Source organism: Microbulbifer sp. CnH-101-G (assembly GCF_052466775.1).
Window position 1 is genome coordinate 4156650 of record NZ_CP174292.1, and the last position, 15362, is coordinate 4172011.

A 15362-nucleotide genomic window follows, 5' to 3' on the forward strand; every position below is an offset into this window, starting at 1 on the left:
GATTTCCTGCAGTTAATCATTTTCTCCCTCCTTCAGCATCAATTGATAAGGCTGATTACGTCGGATTCCAGTATCGGCTTTATTACAGTCTTTGATTGATTTTGAGGGAGAGTTAAATGAGAGTATTTTTTGCCGTCGGCCTAATCATTGTTGGCGTTTTCGGATTTTGACTATATTGCCAAGTCAGCAGGAGAAAAGCGACGAAATTGCCAATATAGAAGAATTTATGCCCGCAATTATGAGAGAGGCAGCCATTCCTGGTATGGCCGTCTTAAGAATAAAAGACGGTAGGCCTGTTTTCCAGCAATTCTATGGAATGGTGGACGTAGAATCTGGTAAGACAGTTATCCTAGAAACCCCTTTTAATATTGCATCGATAGTATTGTAGACCCCAGTGATTTCCTACTGGCACTCTTTCATAACCGTGACAGGTCTTTAGCGAAGTTCTTGTCTGACGCAATGTAACAGGAAATGTTTCGTTTACAGTTGTGCAAGTCGGTTTCTGATTCCCAGCATTTTTTTGGAGAGATCACAATGGGATTGTTGCGAATATGGGGTCAGATCTGGGGGTACTGCTATGTATTTTGAGCCAAATCGTAGGGGTGGCTTTATTATCCTGATGAATCGTGATTTGGATAGTTAATCTGCCGGTGCGATGAGGCGTATTGCCAAACGCTTAATGAAAATATAATAATTATGAAATGTAGAGAATAATCCAAGGGGGAGAGGATACCTCTAAAAATATACAGATGATTTTTTGAGATGATTTCAAGGGTTCTGGAGAATATCAATATCTATTTTTTAGGAAACGGAGTGCCTATTATGATTAGAGTAAAAAAAGCTTTTATTAATTGTTTTTCAATTACCTTATGCTGTTTTTCGTTGGCAGTGAATGCAGGGGATCTCAATCTGACGAGTGGGGAAGTATTCGAGCGAATAAAATCACTTCAAGGAGATTGGAAAAAAGCAGGAGACACTGCCGGGAATTTCCATATTAACTTTTCTCAGACGGCTAGAGATACCGTTATGGTGGAGAATTGGTTGTATAAAGGGGAATCTCATTCACTGACTATCTATCACATGGATAAAGGCCACTTATTGGCAACCCACTATTGTCCTCAGGGAAACCAGCCTCGTTTGCAGCTTACTTCAAGTGATGAGAGTGGGCAGATTGAGTTTTCTTTTAAGGATGCTACTAACCTCGAGGGCTTAGAAGAGGACCATCAGCATAGCTTGGCTTTCGAATGGTTAGAGGACGACAGGATCCTTCGCACAGAAAGCTATATGGAAAATGGAGAGATAAAGCCCTCAAGCATTCGCCTAGTGCGCAAATAAGCTGTCAAATCTATATTTTCTGCATATCAATCTACCCTATTCTGGATTAAAGCTGGCAATGATTTTCCTGTCAGCTTTTTTTGTAGCTAACTCAACGAGATGTAGCTTAAATAGTATGATGTAATGTCATCTATACTTCGATGCTATGTTGGTTGCCGGTTAATTATGCAAAAAGTCATAAAAATTAACATTAGGTGACATTTTTATTTGGTTCTAAACGCCGATATACATTTTGCATCGTGTTGGCCTTGGGGATTAGGCCAAATAACTACAATATGAGGGAGGGGTGAAAAATGGAGTTGATTCTTTTTGTAATCATTATGGTAGCGGTTTTGGTTCTGCCATTAAAGATGGCTGCTGCCATGATGGGGGCAAGAAATACTGGGGTTTTTCACTGTCTGTTTGCACTTTTACTGGCGTTGATTGTACAGCGGATTGTGGGTGGGATGCTGCCCGGTGTCAGTGACAGTGCTGGGATTCTTTTGACTATTCCATTGGCAGCAATCGCTTACATGTTGGTACTGGGAACAGGGTTTTTAAAAGGGATTATTATTGCCATTCTGCAGGGGGTTATCACTTTTTTAGCCATGTTACTTTTTGCCGGTATGTTTGCAAATATCTAATCTTCCCGGTCGCCGTGTTTCTGATTTATCTGGATCAGGTACTGCTTAGTGAGTTTTGTTCGAGAGCTCTTCCTGTACCTGATCCGTGTCATTTGTCTCGACTGTAGAGGCCTTTCCTTAAGTTTGCCCTCCTGTATTTCAGCTTCAAGCCTAACCGTGCGAGTTGGGAATTACTCGTGCAAGTCTAAAGAAGACTCTTTGTGGAAAGGGTTTAGCTGTAGTTTGTTAAAATATTCTTACCCTGCTTTTGTACTTGTATGGGTGAAGCCGGATTAATAGCAGGCTTTCAAGGGTTGAATGAATTGGAGCTTTACAGGTCTTCTTCATTCAGGAATTGGCTTAGGGCCTTGAAATAATCATTGAAAACTTCGAACTGTGGCAAGTGCCCGACACCATCGAGCTCTATGAGCTTCGCATCGGGAATCATGGCGGCTGTCTTTTTACCCAACAGATCGTAACGCCCCAGATTTTTTTTGATAGGTTCAGCGGCGCGGGCGCGGCCAATCGCGGTGCGATCCCGAGTACCGATAATCAGGAGAGTGGGTGCTTTAAGGTCTTCAAACTCATACAAAACCGGTTGAGTAAATACCATTTCTGAGGTGAGGGCATCAATCTTGGCTATATGGTTAGAGTCTGGACCCAGAGTCCATCCCGCCTGGATATCCAGTAGTGGGTTGTAGGATTCCTGCCATTTCCCATCAAAATAGGCCCTAGACATGTAGTTCTTAATCCCTTCCGGCGTCTGTGCCTGCTCCCTGAGTATCGCCTTTTCCAGTGGCTCATAGGGCACAAGGCGTTTCCAATCCTCCAGACCGATAGGGTTAATCAAAACGAGCTTCTCTACCATCTCTGGGTACATAAGAGAGATGCGTGTCGCCAGCATGCCCCCCATGGAATGGCCAACCACAGATACTCGATCCACTTTCAGTTTGTTGAGTAGTGCTTTGGTATCTGCGGCCATACCGTGCAGGTTGTACTGCATTAATGGTTTATCCGATTTGCCGAAGCCGATTTGGTCCGGTGCAATCACCCGGTAACCCTGCTCCGTGAGTGCGACGATGCTGTCTTTCCAGTAGGCGGCGGAAAAATTCTTGCCATGTAGAAGTAACACTGTGCCCCTGGCAGGTGCCGATGTGCCTGAGGGAACATCCATATAAACCATAGTGGCAGGTTGCCCTAATTTGGAAAGCCCCCAAGTCTTAACTGGATAGGGATACTCGTAGCCGCTCAGCAATTTATCCTGTGGCTGAATAGGAGGAACAGCGGCTAGCGTAAATTTCGATAAGAGAATCGAAAAGATTATGGTGATAGCTGAGAGGCACTGTTGTGGCGTTGTCATGGAGCAAGCTTCAAAACGGATGCGGAAGCTCACTATGGGCCAAAGAGTGTTAAGGGGAAAGGGCCCAGGCTATCTGGGCCACAAGAAAACCAATTAGGCATGCACTCCTAGCAGGGGTTTGTCCTGGCTGGGTATGGGTACAGGAGGTAGGTCTGGAACTGCCTGTAATAGTCCCTCCTCAAAGAGGCGCGCGGCCTTGTCTTTTTCACCGAGAGCCTGGAACAGTCGCGCCAATTCTGCAGAAGTTGCAGGATCCTGGCGCAGTAACAGGCTTTTCTCGAAATACTGTTGTGCCTTGCCCCACAGCTCATTGCGCATGCTCAGGCGTCCGAGGCAGGTGAGTAGGTCGGCGCTCTCACCGTACTCCTTGAGCCAGCCCTCTGCGGCGGAGAGCTGTGCAGCGGCATCTGCTCCAGTGAGGCGGCCATACAGGCTGGCCAGCTTGGGAGCCCACTCGCGGTTAAGCAACCAACGCAGGTGCTTTTCTGCTTCGGCATCATCGCCACTTTGATGCAACAGGCGAGCGTAAAGGCTACGAAGCTCTACATTGCGCTGCCAGCGGCCATTCAGGCCGTGCCAGATATTGTGTAGTTTCTCTCTATCGTTGCGATTGGCGGCTTCGTTGAGCTGATGTTCGTAGACTTCCCGCTCCAGTTTTTGCAGGTCTTCCTCGGGCATATTGGCATTTTTTTCCAACTCAGGTAGCAGCTCTCTCAAGCTGCTCCAGTCACCCAGAGAGTAGTAGGCCTGTTTGAGCATTTGCAGGAGGGCCGGATGTTTCGGCTCCAACTGTTTAGCGCGCTTGAGACTGGCGATACACTGTTCGTAGTGCTTGTCCTGCAGCTGCATACGGGCCTGGCTCAAGGCCACTGCCAGGCGGGTGTCTTCCCCGCAGGCCTCAGCTTTTGCCAGTAACTCGTTTGCCTCCTCGCGAAACCCCAGTTCGTGAGCACTGCGTGCGGCGGCCAGGTAATTAATCAGCGGCGCTTCTGAGCGCGGTGCGCTTTTCAGGAGTTGCCGACGTGCTCTAGACCAGTTGCCCTCCATAAATTCCACTAGACCACTGGTGAGGCGTCGGCGAGCGACTCTTTGGCGGCCGAAGCGCAGGCGGTCGACGCTGCCACGTACAGCGCGAAACAGGCTGCGGGCTATCCAGGTGAGAACAAATATGGCGAGTAACAGGGCAACGAGTGCGACTATCGCGAACCAAAGGTTCATCTCATACCCTTTGTTCAACTCGCCGCCGAAGCCGATCACCAGGTACCCCGGATAATTTTGGTTGATCTGCGGCAGCAGAGCGCCGAGAAGTAGCAGGGCAACCACAGCAAAAAGCACTTTCCTCACTGGGTGATCTCCTCCGCCGTACCGGCATCATGCCCGGAGGTTTTGTGAAGCCGCTCGATGTAATTGTAAAGGGCGACCTGTGAGGCATTTAAGTCTGGCATTTGGGCTTGAATGGGCTGTTCACTGAGTTCTGCCAATTGTTGTGCCAGTGCGTTGCGCTGGGCATTGGCAGTGCCATAGGTCAGGAGCAACTCGCGGGCACTCTCCAAAGCGTCTTTGTAAACGGTAGAGTCGCCGCGCAACAGGGCCAGCTGTGCCTGCTCCATGTTGAGACGCAAAGTTTGGCGAAAGCGGGTTTCGCTTTGTGGGGAGAGCATTACCGGGTTGATATCGCCGTCGATGGGGCGAACAGAGTCGCGTAGGAAGGCGGTAAAATGCTGCCAACTGCGCTCCCACGGGGATTGGTTTTCCTGAGAGGGCTCTGCTTTTGTTTCTTCCTTCTGAGGCTGGGCCATATCAAATTTTGGTTGGATTGAGGCGTGAATCAACTGTTCTTCCAGGGCGCGCAGGCGCAAGTAGAGCCCCTCCCGGTCGACATTTTCCACCAGTTTTAGAGCGGTAATATCCCGTGCCAGTTGCTGGCGTACTCCGTATAGGTCGGGAAGGTTTACCTGGCGCAAAATAGTATCGACCTTTTCGACTAGACCCAGGGCGGCGCGGCTATTGTCTTCCAGCATCAGGCGCTGATTGGCCATACGCAACAAATAGTCGGCCTCGGCCAGCTGCCAATCCTCACGGCTCACGTTTCCCAGCTCGCTGAGGCGGTTGCCCTGTGCGGTGAGACTGCGCTGCATGCCCGCTAGCTGTTGCTGCAGTTGTGCGATAGTGCGGGCTTGCAACTGAATTTGATTGCGTAGAGCAATATCTGCCTGCTGAAGTTGATCCAATTGCTGGCTTTGTGGAGAGTGTTCTGGAACTTCTGCTTGCTGGGGTTCTACAGGAGGGCGGGACTCGGCTGTCGGTTGTGGGGCCGTCGAAGTAGCTGGGATAGCTTCCTTTGCGGCTTGGCTAGTGGTATCTGGCCTTGCAGAAATGTCTGATGTTGTGGCTTCGCTTTGAGGCTCAGTTCTCTCGGTGGAGACAGTCTGTTTGGTGGGGAAGAAGTCCAGCTGAGTGATGCGATTACGCAGTTGGGGCCAGCTGTACCAAGCAAAAGCGATCAGGGCGATGAGCAAAAGGATAAAGACCAGCCACCACCAGTGGCCGCCGCTTTTTTTAGGCATAGCCTCCATAGAAGTCTTATCGTTTTTGCCCTGTGCTGCCTTGGCAAAATTACTCTTGCTCTCCCCCTTGGCCAGTGTATCGGAGGTGAGTTCGTTCGCCGGGGAGGCGGAGTTATCCTTGGGTTTTTCGTTGGTCATGGGCATGGAGTGCAGCTGGTTATTGTCGTCGGATTATAGCGAGTGGCGCCGACCATAATAGCGCCGGTGGCTTCGTTTTGAGATTTTTAACCCAACCGGGCTGGGAATTCGAGAGTCATTCAGTCTAGCGCCTTGAGTAATGCTTCTAGCATAGCGCTGTCTCCGGCATTCAGGGCGGTGTAGGCATGAGTAAAGCCCAATGCCCGGGCCTGTTCCGCCACTCGCGCACTGGGGCAGATAAGGGCGGCCCGTAGTAGCCGCGCGCAATTTGAGCGCTCAATGCAGGTGTGCAGGTTCGCAAGAGTCTCTCCGCTGTGCACAGTGATGGCGTCCGGGGCAAAAGCATACCCGGCCAAATCTGCCGGGGCGTTTGTGGGTAGACACCTGCGGTAGAGCTCACAGTAATCCACACGCGCACCGCGAGCGCGCAGTGTGTCACCAATCAGAGTGCGCCCACCTGCGCCGCGAAAAATCAGCACCCGTTGCTCGGAAATCTCTTGAAGGGCGGGCTGGGCGAGCAGGTCTTCAGAATTCATATGCTCGCCACCGTGTTCGCAGGAAATACCACGCGCCAACAGAGCCTTCGCTGTAGCCGCGCCAATGGCAAAATAGCGTGGCCCCTGGGGTATCTGAGGCCAGTAATCTTCCAGCCAGTCGACGGCGTAGCGCACCGCATTCTGGGAGACGAAAATGGCAAAATCCACCTGGTCGAAATCGAGAATGCGTTTTTTAATGGCCTGCTGAGCAGCCCCCTCTGTGAGGGGGTCGATCGCCAACATGGGAATACTGTCAACCGTCGCGCCCTCGGCACACAACAGCGCGTCCCAGCTGCCTGCTTGGTGTGCGGGGCGTGTGGTCAATATTCGCTTATTGTGCAGGCTTTTGGCCATATCGATCTGTCCTAGGCTCAAATCGCGGCGAGGATTTTTTCGGCACCCTGTTCCAGCAACTGTTCCGCGAGTTGAATTCCCAGTGCTTCGCCATCCTCTGCCGCACCGCGGATTTCGGCGCGGATCATGGTGGTGCCATCGGGGCTGCCGACCAGGCCGCGCAACCACAGATTGTCGCCTTCCAGCTCGGCATAGCAGCCGATAGGAACCTGGCAACCGCCGTTAAGACGCTTGACCAGCGCTCGTTCGGCACTGAGACGTGCGGCGGTTTCACGGCAGTGCAGGGGTTGTAAAAGGGCTTCCAGCTCGCTGTCTTTGCGGGCTTCAATGCCGACAGCACCCTGGCCTCCGGCGGGTAGCAATACTGTGGAAGGTAAAAAGCTGCGGATGCGCTCTCGCATTTCCAGACGCAGCAGGCCGGCGGCGGCAAGAATAATGGCGTCGTATTCTCCCGCGTCCAGTTTGGCAAGGCGGGTGTTAACGTTACCGCGCAGGAACTTGACTTCAAGATCGGGGCGGTGGGCTAGAAGCTGGCACTGGCGGCGCAGACTTGAGGTGCCTACCACCGCGCCCTGGGGCAGCTCTTCAAAACTGGCAAACTGGTTGCTAACGAAGGCATCGCGCGGATCTTCGCGCTCACAAATTACCGGCAGGTAGAGGCCCTCGGGAAATTCCATCGGCACATCTTTCATGGAATGCACGGCGATATCCGCACGCCCTTCCAGCATGGCCACTTCCAACTCTTTCACAAAGAGCCCTTTGCCGCCCACCTTGGTCAGGGGAATATCCAGCACCCGGTCGCCCCGGCTAGTCATTGGTAGCAGTTCCACCTGTAATTCGGGGTGCTCCTGCTGAAGACGGTCCTTGACGAAATTGGCCTGCCAGAGGGCCAGGGCGCTTTCGCGGGTGGCGATACGGATACGGGAAATGGGCATAGGGTTTGGTCACTCGGTTGTATGGGCGGACAATTCTATCAGAGCCCTGGCAGCTGTGGCTCAGATTGCACTGGCATCGGGAGCGGGTATCAGGGGCGCGCGCGCAGCCAGTCCTCGAGGATGATGCGCGCGGCAATGGAATCCACGGGGTTATCGGCATAGTTACCCCGGTGTCCGCGCTCCGCAGCCTCTTCCTTTGCTGCGCGGGTGCTGAGGCGTTCATCGATCATTTCCACTGGTAACCCGGTGCGCCCGTGCAGGCGCTGACCGAATTTACGAGCACGCGCGCCGAACTCGCTTTCACTGCCGTCCATATTCAGCGGTAGGCCCACGAGTAAATAATGCGGCCGCCATTCATCGATCAGCTGCTGCACCTTGTTCCAGTCCGGCTTGCCGTCCTTTGCGGGCAGCGGCGGTAGCTCTTTGGCGCTGGCGGTCAGACTCTGACCATAGGCGAGGCCGATGGAACGAGTGCCAAAATCGAAGGCGAGGGCGGTAATGGGTTTGCTCATCAGGGGAAACATCCGGTTCTGGGAAATCAATCTCGGAACGGATGATAACCGGGATGGGCTAAGCGTGTCCGGCCTGAGAGCCAAGCCCGGAAAGGTCGATACCGTGGCGTGCTGCGGCGCTCTGCCAGCGTTTTTCCACAGGGGTAGCAAAAAGAATTTCGGGCTCCGCCGGCAGTGTCAGCCAGGCGTTTTCCGCCAACTCCTGCTCCAGCTGCCCCGGCCCCCAGCCGGAGTAACCCAGGGCCAGCAATACATCGTCTGGGCCGTGTCCGGAGGCGAGGGATTCGAGAATATCCCTGGAAGCGGTGAGGCTGATCTCCATATTGATCTCGGTGGTTGAGTCGAACTGCACGCCGGCACCATGCAGAACAAAGCCCTGTTCCGGGGAGATTGGGCCGCCTAACAGGACGGCTTCACTACCTCGTTGGCTGGAATCCTGCAGCGACAGCTGCTCGAAAACTTCTCTCCAGTGCACCTTACTGGGGGCGTTGATCACAATGCCCATAGCCCCTTCCTGGCTGTGCTCAACAATCAGGGCGATGCTGTGCTTGAAGCGCGGGTCCTCCATACCGGGCATGGCCAGTAGGAATTGGCCGCGCAAGCTGCCGAGGGTCAGGTCGTTGTCAATGTTCGAGTTGGGCATAGTTGGGTTCTAGGTCGCTTGCGTGCAAGGCAAGTTTAGCCGCGCTCGGGCAGCTCACCTGCGGTAGTGGAGAACCCGGTCATTTCAAAACGCCAGGTACGAATGATTTCGAGGCGGTCGGCCTCTTTGCGAATCTCCGCAGGGAGCGGCGCGAAGGGCGCTGCCAGGCGCACAATCTGTTGGGCGGCATCGTCGAGGATACGCTCACCGGAAGAATTCAGGATGATTACTTCCTCCACGGCGCCTGTGGGCAGTAGACGCACCATCATACGCAGGCTACCGGTGATTTTTTGTTGCAGTGCTTCCTCGGGGAAGTTGTCACTGCCCACGGCCTCAACTTTCTGGCGCCAATCGTGCAGATAGGCGGCATCCGCTGAGGCCTTGGTTGCGACAGAGGTAAGCCTGCGCACCCGCGGGCGCTGGGCGATAGTCTGGCGGATCTTGTCCAGGCGCGCCTGTAGGCTGGCAATTTTAGGATTAGTCTTGGCCAAGTCATTGGGCGCATCGCCGCGTTTCTCATCGGAAAGCTTTTCTTCGGCGGGCAGTTCCGGAGCCTGCAGAGGGCTGTCGCCGATGGTAGTAATCAACTGACGGCGTTGGTCAACGGGTCGCGCAGCTTGTTGCTGCGGCAGCGGATTAACATCGTGAATTTGCGTATCGGCAAATTCGGCGCGGCGGTTGCTGGATAATTCCTTTGGAGTGTCCGCCGTGCCGCTGGCCTGTTGGTTGTGTTGGGCCAGGTAGTCGGCATCCTCCGGCGCTTGCGGGGAATTATATTGGGACAGGGTGACTTCCAGGGTTGGTGCTGCCTGTCGTCCCTCTGGTGTAGCAAAGGCCACGCCAAAAATCAGAAGCGCGTGAATGGCGCCAGCGAGAAACAGCGAGAAGGCAAAACGCTCGCGCTGCTCCGTATTACTTGGCGTCGTATTGGCGGTGGAATTCATTGTCTATTATCAGTTACTGCTTTTTTATTGCCGAGCGTTACGCTCGGCTTCCCACCCGGCCCGTTCACTGGCAAACAGCCCTGGGAGTCGTTCGAGTTAAGGGCGAAGTTTAACGCTTTTGTGCCAAGCGGTGTGTGATGGCGCTCATTAGTCGCGCACCGATATAGGTGTCGTAGGCCGCATCAATCTCGCGCACACACGTTGGGCTGGTGACATTGATTTCCGTAAGGTAATCACCGATGACATCCAGGCCTACGAACAAGAGCCCTTTTTCTTTTAATGTGGGGGCGACCTGCTCCACGATCCATCGATCGCGATCCGTCAGTGGCCGCGCCTCGCCGCGACCACCGGCGGCCAAGTTGCCGCGTGTTTCGCCCGCCTCGGGAATTCTGGCCAGGCAATAGGGCACCGCCACACCATCGACTACCAAAATGCGCTTGTCACCATTTTTGATTTCGGGAATGTAACGCTGCGCCATGATTTGTTGGCGACCGTGCTGAGTGAGCATCTCCAGAATGGCCCCCAAATTGGCGCCATCGGGCTTGCAGTGAAAAATACCAGCGCCGCCCATGCCGTCCAAAGGTTTGAAAATGACATCGTGGTGGGTTTTGTGGAATTCACGCAGGCGCTGCATATCCTTGCTCACCAATACAGGTGGGCAGCATTGCGGAAAAGTGGTCGCGAAAATTTTCTCATTACAGTCGCGCAGGGACTGCGGTTTGTTAACTACCAGGGCCCCTTCACGTTCGGCGGCCTCAAGGATGTAAGTGGAATAAATGTACTCATTGTCGAAAGGTGGGTCGACACGCATCAAAATTGTATCGAGTTCACCCAAAGGCATCTCTGTGGCTTCCTCAAGGCTGAACCAGCGCTCGGCATCGTCAAAAACCTTAAGAGGTCTGCCCCTGCCAATGGCACGGCCATTGTCCAAATACAGGTCGCTTTGCTCAAAATAAAACAGCTGGAAACCGCTGTCTTGTGCGGCCTGTAACAGTGCTAGTGTCGTATCTTTCTTAAAATTGATCTGGGCGATGGGGTCCATCACCACACCGAGGGAATAATTCATCTGAGCTTCCGTAGTTGAAGGGATATTTAATCCCGCGCCGCGGTGGTTGTGGCTGCTTGAATAGTTGCCACTGCCAACTTGTTGGGTGGATAAGGTAAGAGCAGCTTCGTTGAGGTGCAACTTTATTAGTTGTGTCGGCTGGGTTTGGGGGTAAAGTGGTGATTATTTGAACCACAAAGTCGGCGGCGCTTCCGCGCGGCTAGATTCACCTGGGGTTCTGTGATAAAAGTTCCACCCAGTGTGCGATCTTGGCAAAGTTAGACACCCAGGCCCCGTAAGCGGCTCAAAAAAGGGTGCAGATAAAAATTTTCGCGTGCCCGAAAATAAGTAAACAGGGGATTCAAAAAAGACTATGGAGCTTAACTGGGAAAGTCTGACTGTAATGGTGATTGACGACAGTAAGACAATTCGCCGCACCGCCGAGACTCTGCTACAAAAAGCGGGTTGCACAGTCGTCACTGCGACAGATGGTTTTGATGCGCTGGCGAAAATCGCGGACTCCCGTCCCGATGTTATTTTTGTCGATATCATGATGCCGCGCCTGGATGGCTACCAGACCTGTGCGCTGATTAAGAACAACAGCGAATTCCGCTCCACCCCGGTAGTTATGTTGTCGAGCAAGGATGGTTTGTTCGATAAAGCAAAAGGCCGTGTTGTTGGCTGTGATCAATACCTAACTAAACCGTTTAGTAAAAGCGAACTGCTGGGTGCAATTTCCGCCCATGCAAAACCGCATCACGCAGCCTGAGTGATCACTAACAAAAAATGAGGTTCTTACATTAGAACCACTATCTTCGCTTTTTGGCGGGGAAGATGATTTAACAGACGCACCTCTCATCCCATCTGCCTGGGAAGGGAGGTTCTGTAGTCTGGCAGTGCATTGGCAGTAAGTGCAGACTTGGCACGTGCCATCAAAGATAAATACAACAAATCGCCAAGCACTGTCACTTGTAGCGCAGTTGCCAATTAGAAGAAGTCATGGGGGAAATGATGGCAAGAGTACTAATAGTAGATGACTCTCCTACCGAAACACACAAGCTGACCACAATACTCGAAAAAAATGGCCACGCCGTAATTACCGCGCCCAACGGCGAAAACGGCGTGGATGTTGCGCGCACTCAACGCCCAGACCTGATTTTGATGGATATTGTGATGCCCGGGCTGAATGGTTTCCAAGCCACACGCCAGTTGAGCAAGGATGGCAACACCGCCGGGATACCGATCATTATGGTGACCACCAAAGATCAGGACACTGACCGGGTGTGGGGGATGCGCCAGGGCGCCAAAGCTTATCTCACCAAGCCCGTCGATGAGGGCAAATTGTTGAAAGCCATCGAGGAGGTGTTGGCCTGAAGGCCAGCTGCTCAACGTGCAGTCACAAACACCCTATCTAGCACTTGTTGATATCGCTCGGCGAGCCAAAGCGCAGGCCACAGGCCTGCCCGGCCGTCGAGAAATCAAACCCTACTGGACCGGAATCGGTTTTTCTCTACTCGACCACAATTTTGTCGCCTCGATGGATGATGTTGTGGAATTGCTCGAAGTGCCGCAACACACTTTTATCCCTGGCGTACAGCCTTGGGTAAAAGGCGTTTCCAATGTACGCGGCCGCTTGTTACCCCTGATTGATCTCGCAGCCTTTTATGGAGGCCACCTAACAGGCCCACGCCAACAGCGTAGGGTTCTGGTGTTAGAACGGGAAAAAACTTACGTGGGGTTGATTGTCGACAGGTTGCACGGAATGCAGCATTTGGCATTTGAATATGCCCATGAAGCACCGACAGATTTGATTGAGCCATTTGCGCCTATGGTGCATGGCCAGTTTATTTTACAAAAGGACCGGTGGTTGGTGTTCGACATGCGGGCTCTGCTCAAAGACCCTCATTTTATGGACGCTGCTGTTCGCTGATGTCCGATTGGATTTTTCGACATCTCAATATTTTTTGAGATGCAGGGGGGACCCACAAGCGGTGCAGGGATGTCCGCACTGGCTGAGGGCCATTGTCATTAAAGCGTTAAATATTAAGTGGTATTAAACCGGCCTCTTGCTTGGGCCCGCTAGGAGTAAACTATGAAAACAGGCTCCCAGAGTTCCTTTTCCGCGTTTCGCAGTAACCCTGCCGCGCTGGGTTTGGGTCTGCTGGTACTCGCCGTACTGGCGGGGCTGATTGTCAGTATCTATTTGGTACAGACCCGCAGTGATCGCGATAAAGAATACCTGCAGCAGGTGGCAGAACTGCGTGCACTTTCTTACCAGCTGGTTTCCTATGCACCGGCGGCGACTTCCGGTGATGATGAAGCATTTGCCGAACTGGAAAAAGTTTCCGGACAGATGGCCAGTGCCTGGAATCAGCTGCAGGGAATGGATAAAGGCAGCCGCAAGGCGCTGGATGCTGAACTGGCCACCTACGGTACCGTTTGGCGCAAGCTGCGCGAGCAGGTCGATACCATTATCAGCAACAAGGAAACCATCGTCTTCCTTAACGATATTGCCTCCACGTTGAGTGACTCCCTGCCGGAACTGCAGGCCGAGCACAACAACATCGTGGAAATTCTGCTGGCCAATAACGCACCGGCCAATCAGGTAGAGCAGGCTCAGCTACAAGTTTGGCGGGCAGAGCGAATCGGCCGAAACATCGATAAGATGCTGCAGGGTGGTGACGATGCCGAAGCCGCAGCAGATCAGTTTAATACTGATGCCAGCCTCTTCGGTAAAGTGGTAGATGGCATGAAGAGCGGTGATGTGGTGATGGGAATTTCCCGCATTACCGATGAGGAAGCGCGCCGCTCACTCGATGAAATTACTGAATTGTTTGGGTTCGTAAGCACCTCTGTAAGAGATATCTTCGAAGCGACTCCCGCACTGTTTGCCTCGCGCCAGGCCACCAACGGTATTATCGCCTCCTCGCCGCAACTGCTTGAAGCTCTGAGCACCCTGAACGACCGTATTGTGAACCTGGCCGATGAGCGCCAGCCCAACAATATGACCATTTCTATTTTGGCCGCAGGGTTTGTGCTGTTGATTTTTGCCATGATGGGAATGGCTTTCTCCGGTACCCGCCGCAGCCTGATGGAAGAAGCCGACACCAACGAACGCAACCAGCAGGCGATTATGCAGCTGCTGGATGAGCTGGCCGACCTCGCCGACGGTGACTTGACGACCTCGGCAACGGTAACCGAAGCCTTTACTGGTGCGATTGCGGACTCTATCAACTTCACCATCGACCAGCTGCGTGTGCTGGTATCTCGAATCAACGGTGCAGCACAGGAAGTATCCGGCCTGTCTCAGGAAACTCAGCAGACAGCCCTGCATCTGGCCGAGGCCTCAGAACACCAGGCTCAGGAGATTGCCGGGGCCTCTGCCGCGGTGAACGAGATGGCGGTGACCATTGACCAGGTATCTGCCAACGCCTCCGAGTCCGCGCAGGTTGCCGAACGCTCTGTACAGATCGCCAGCAATGGTTCCAAGGTGGTGCAAAACACCATCAAGGGCATGGACAATATCCGCGAGCAGATTCAGGACACCTCCAAGCGAATCAAACGTCTGGGTGAATCCTCCCAGGAGATTGGCGATATCGTGAGCTTGATTAACGACATTGCCGACCAGACCAACATCCTCGCATTGAACGCCGCTATTCAGGCGAGCATGGCCGGTGATGCCGGCCGCGGCTTCGCCGTGGTTGCGGACGAGGTACAGCGACTGGCGGAACGCTCGGCCGCTGCGACCAAGCAGATTGAAGGCCTGGTAAAAGCGATTCAGTCTGACACCAACGAAGCGGTAATTTCCATGGAGCAGACCACCACTGAGGTGGTGCGCGGTGCCCGTTTGGCACAGGACGCTGGTGTTGCCCTGGAGGAGATTGAGAACGTATCCAGCAACCTGGCCTCGTTGATCCAAAACATCTCCAACGCCGCCCGTCAGCAGGCCTCTTCTGCCGGTCATATTTCCAACACCATGAACGTGATTCAGGAAATTACTTCGCAGACCTCTGCCGGTACCCAGGCTACTGCCCAGTCCATTGGTAATCTGGCGCAAACCGCCAGCGCGCTGCGTGAATCCGTTGCCGGCTTCAAACTGCCGCAGGAGGAGAGCGTGGAAACCAATAGTGAGATGTACGACGTGGAGTTGCCGGAGATGGATACGGACACTTTCACGCTCGACAGTGAGGAAAGCAATTCCTTGGAGTCCCGCGAAGACCGGGCTCTGGCCTAACCCACAAAATAAAGCCCGGCGCCCTTGCTGGCTGCCGGGTGGAGAGGGCGCACGGAACACTTCCGCAAGACCGCGAACCCTGGCTCGCGCCGGGTAGAGCGCCTGCATAGAGAAAGAATTATTGGGGACTTGGCGTGAGTCACGACAATCCGAACTT

At 53.3% G+C, this 15362-nt stretch carries 16 protein-coding genes; 7 read left to right on the forward strand and 9 right to left on the reverse strand.

Annotated features, from left to right (window positions below):
* The first annotated feature begins 91 nt into the window (after positions 1 to 91).
* From ACJJID_RS18515 to ACJJID_RS18525, 3 genes are all read left to right on the forward strand, one after another.
* A complete protein-coding gene (locus tag ACJJID_RS18515) occupies positions 92 to 388 on the forward strand; it encodes a serine hydrolase (RefSeq protein ID WP_444920733.1) in 297 nt (98 codons plus the stop codon).
* A gap of 434 nt (positions 389 to 822) precedes the next feature.
* Positions 823 to 1335, forward strand: a complete 513-nt coding sequence (locus ACJJID_RS18520) for a hypothetical protein (protein ID WP_444920734.1) — start codon at positions 823 to 825, stop codon at positions 1333 to 1335.
* Positions 1336 to 1628: 293 nt separating this feature from the next.
* Positions 1629 to 1958, forward strand: a complete 330-nt coding sequence (locus ACJJID_RS18525; protein WP_152450647.1) for a hypothetical protein — start codon at positions 1629 to 1631, stop codon at positions 1956 to 1958.
* A 310-nt stretch (positions 1959 to 2268) separates the two neighbouring features.
* On the opposite strand, the gene ACJJID_RS18530 is transcribed toward ACJJID_RS18525, so the two are convergent.
* The 9 genes from ACJJID_RS18530 to gshB all read right to left on the reverse strand — a co-directional run bounded on the left by ACJJID_RS18530 (position 2269) and on the right by gshB (position 10992).
* Positions 2269 to 3297 carry an alpha/beta fold hydrolase gene (locus ACJJID_RS18530; protein WP_444920735.1) on the reverse strand — a complete coding sequence of 343 codons (1029 nt, stop codon included), beginning with the start codon at positions 3295 to 3297 and terminating at the stop codon, positions 2269 to 2271.
* A gap of 93 nt (positions 3298 to 3390) precedes the next feature.
* The gene (locus ACJJID_RS18535; RefSeq protein ID WP_444920736.1) at positions 3391 to 4641 is read right to left on the reverse strand and encodes a heme biosynthesis HemY N-terminal domain-containing protein; all 1251 of its coding nucleotides are present in this window, start codon (positions 4639 to 4641) and stop codon (positions 3391 to 3393) included.
* On the reverse strand, positions 4638 to 6008 hold the full coding sequence (locus tag ACJJID_RS18540) for a uroporphyrinogen-III C-methyltransferase (protein ID WP_444920737.1): 1371 nt from the start codon (positions 6006 to 6008) through the stop codon (positions 4638 to 4640). The genes ACJJID_RS18535 and ACJJID_RS18540 overlap by 4 nt, the downstream gene beginning before the upstream one ends.
* 113 nt (positions 6009 to 6121) lie before the next feature.
* Positions 6122 to 6892, reverse strand: a complete 771-nt coding sequence (locus ACJJID_RS18545; RefSeq protein WP_444920738.1) for a uroporphyrinogen-III synthase — start codon at positions 6890 to 6892, stop codon at positions 6122 to 6124.
* A 17-nt stretch (positions 6893 to 6909) separates the two neighbouring features.
* Positions 6910 to 7827, reverse strand: coding sequence for a hydroxymethylbilane synthase (gene hemC / locus ACJJID_RS18550; RefSeq protein ID WP_152450657.1), 918 nt, complete (start codon positions 7825 to 7827; stop codon positions 6910 to 6912).
* 89 nt (positions 7828 to 7916) lie between these two features.
* On the reverse strand, positions 7917 to 8339 hold the full coding sequence (ruvX, locus tag ACJJID_RS18555; RefSeq protein ID WP_444920739.1) for a Holliday junction resolvase RuvX: 423 nt from the start codon (positions 8337 to 8339) through the stop codon (positions 7917 to 7919).
* A gap of 58 nt (positions 8340 to 8397) precedes the next feature.
* A complete protein-coding gene (locus ACJJID_RS18560; protein ID WP_444920740.1) occupies positions 8398 to 8982 on the reverse strand; it encodes a YqgE/AlgH family protein in 585 nt (194 codons plus the stop codon).
* Between the two features lie 35 nt (positions 8983 to 9017).
* Positions 9018 to 9926, reverse strand: a complete 909-nt coding sequence (locus ACJJID_RS18565) for an energy transducer TonB (RefSeq protein ID WP_444920741.1) — start codon at positions 9924 to 9926, stop codon at positions 9018 to 9020.
* 109 nt (positions 9927 to 10035) lie between these two features.
* Positions 10036 to 10992 carry a glutathione synthase gene (gene gshB / locus ACJJID_RS18570; protein ID WP_444920742.1) on the reverse strand — a complete coding sequence of 319 codons (957 nt, stop codon included), beginning with the start codon at positions 10990 to 10992 and terminating at the stop codon, positions 10036 to 10038.
* Positions 10993 to 11344: 352 nt separating this feature from the next.
* Here gshB and pilG point away from each other — a divergent pair, with 352 nt between their 5' ends.
* From pilG to ACJJID_RS18590, 4 genes are all read left to right on the forward strand, one after another.
* A complete protein-coding gene (pilG, locus tag ACJJID_RS18575) occupies positions 11345 to 11740 on the forward strand; it encodes a twitching motility response regulator PilG (protein WP_020413651.1) in 396 nt (131 codons plus the stop codon).
* Positions 11741 to 11982: 242 nt separating this feature from the next.
* On the forward strand, positions 11983 to 12345 hold the full coding sequence (gene pilH / locus ACJJID_RS18580) for a twitching motility response regulator PilH (RefSeq protein ID WP_152456023.1): 363 nt from the start codon (positions 11983 to 11985) through the stop codon (positions 12343 to 12345).
* Positions 12346 to 12361: 16 nt separating this feature from the next.
* On the forward strand, positions 12362 to 12901 hold the full coding sequence (locus ACJJID_RS18585; RefSeq protein ID WP_152450667.1) for a chemotaxis protein CheW: 540 nt from the start codon (positions 12362 to 12364) through the stop codon (positions 12899 to 12901).
* Between the two features lie 162 nt (positions 12902 to 13063).
* On the forward strand, positions 13064 to 15205 hold the full coding sequence (locus tag ACJJID_RS18590; RefSeq protein ID WP_444920743.1) for a methyl-accepting chemotaxis protein: 2142 nt from the start codon (positions 13064 to 13066) through the stop codon (positions 15203 to 15205).
* Positions 15206 to 15362: the final 157 nt, after the last annotated feature.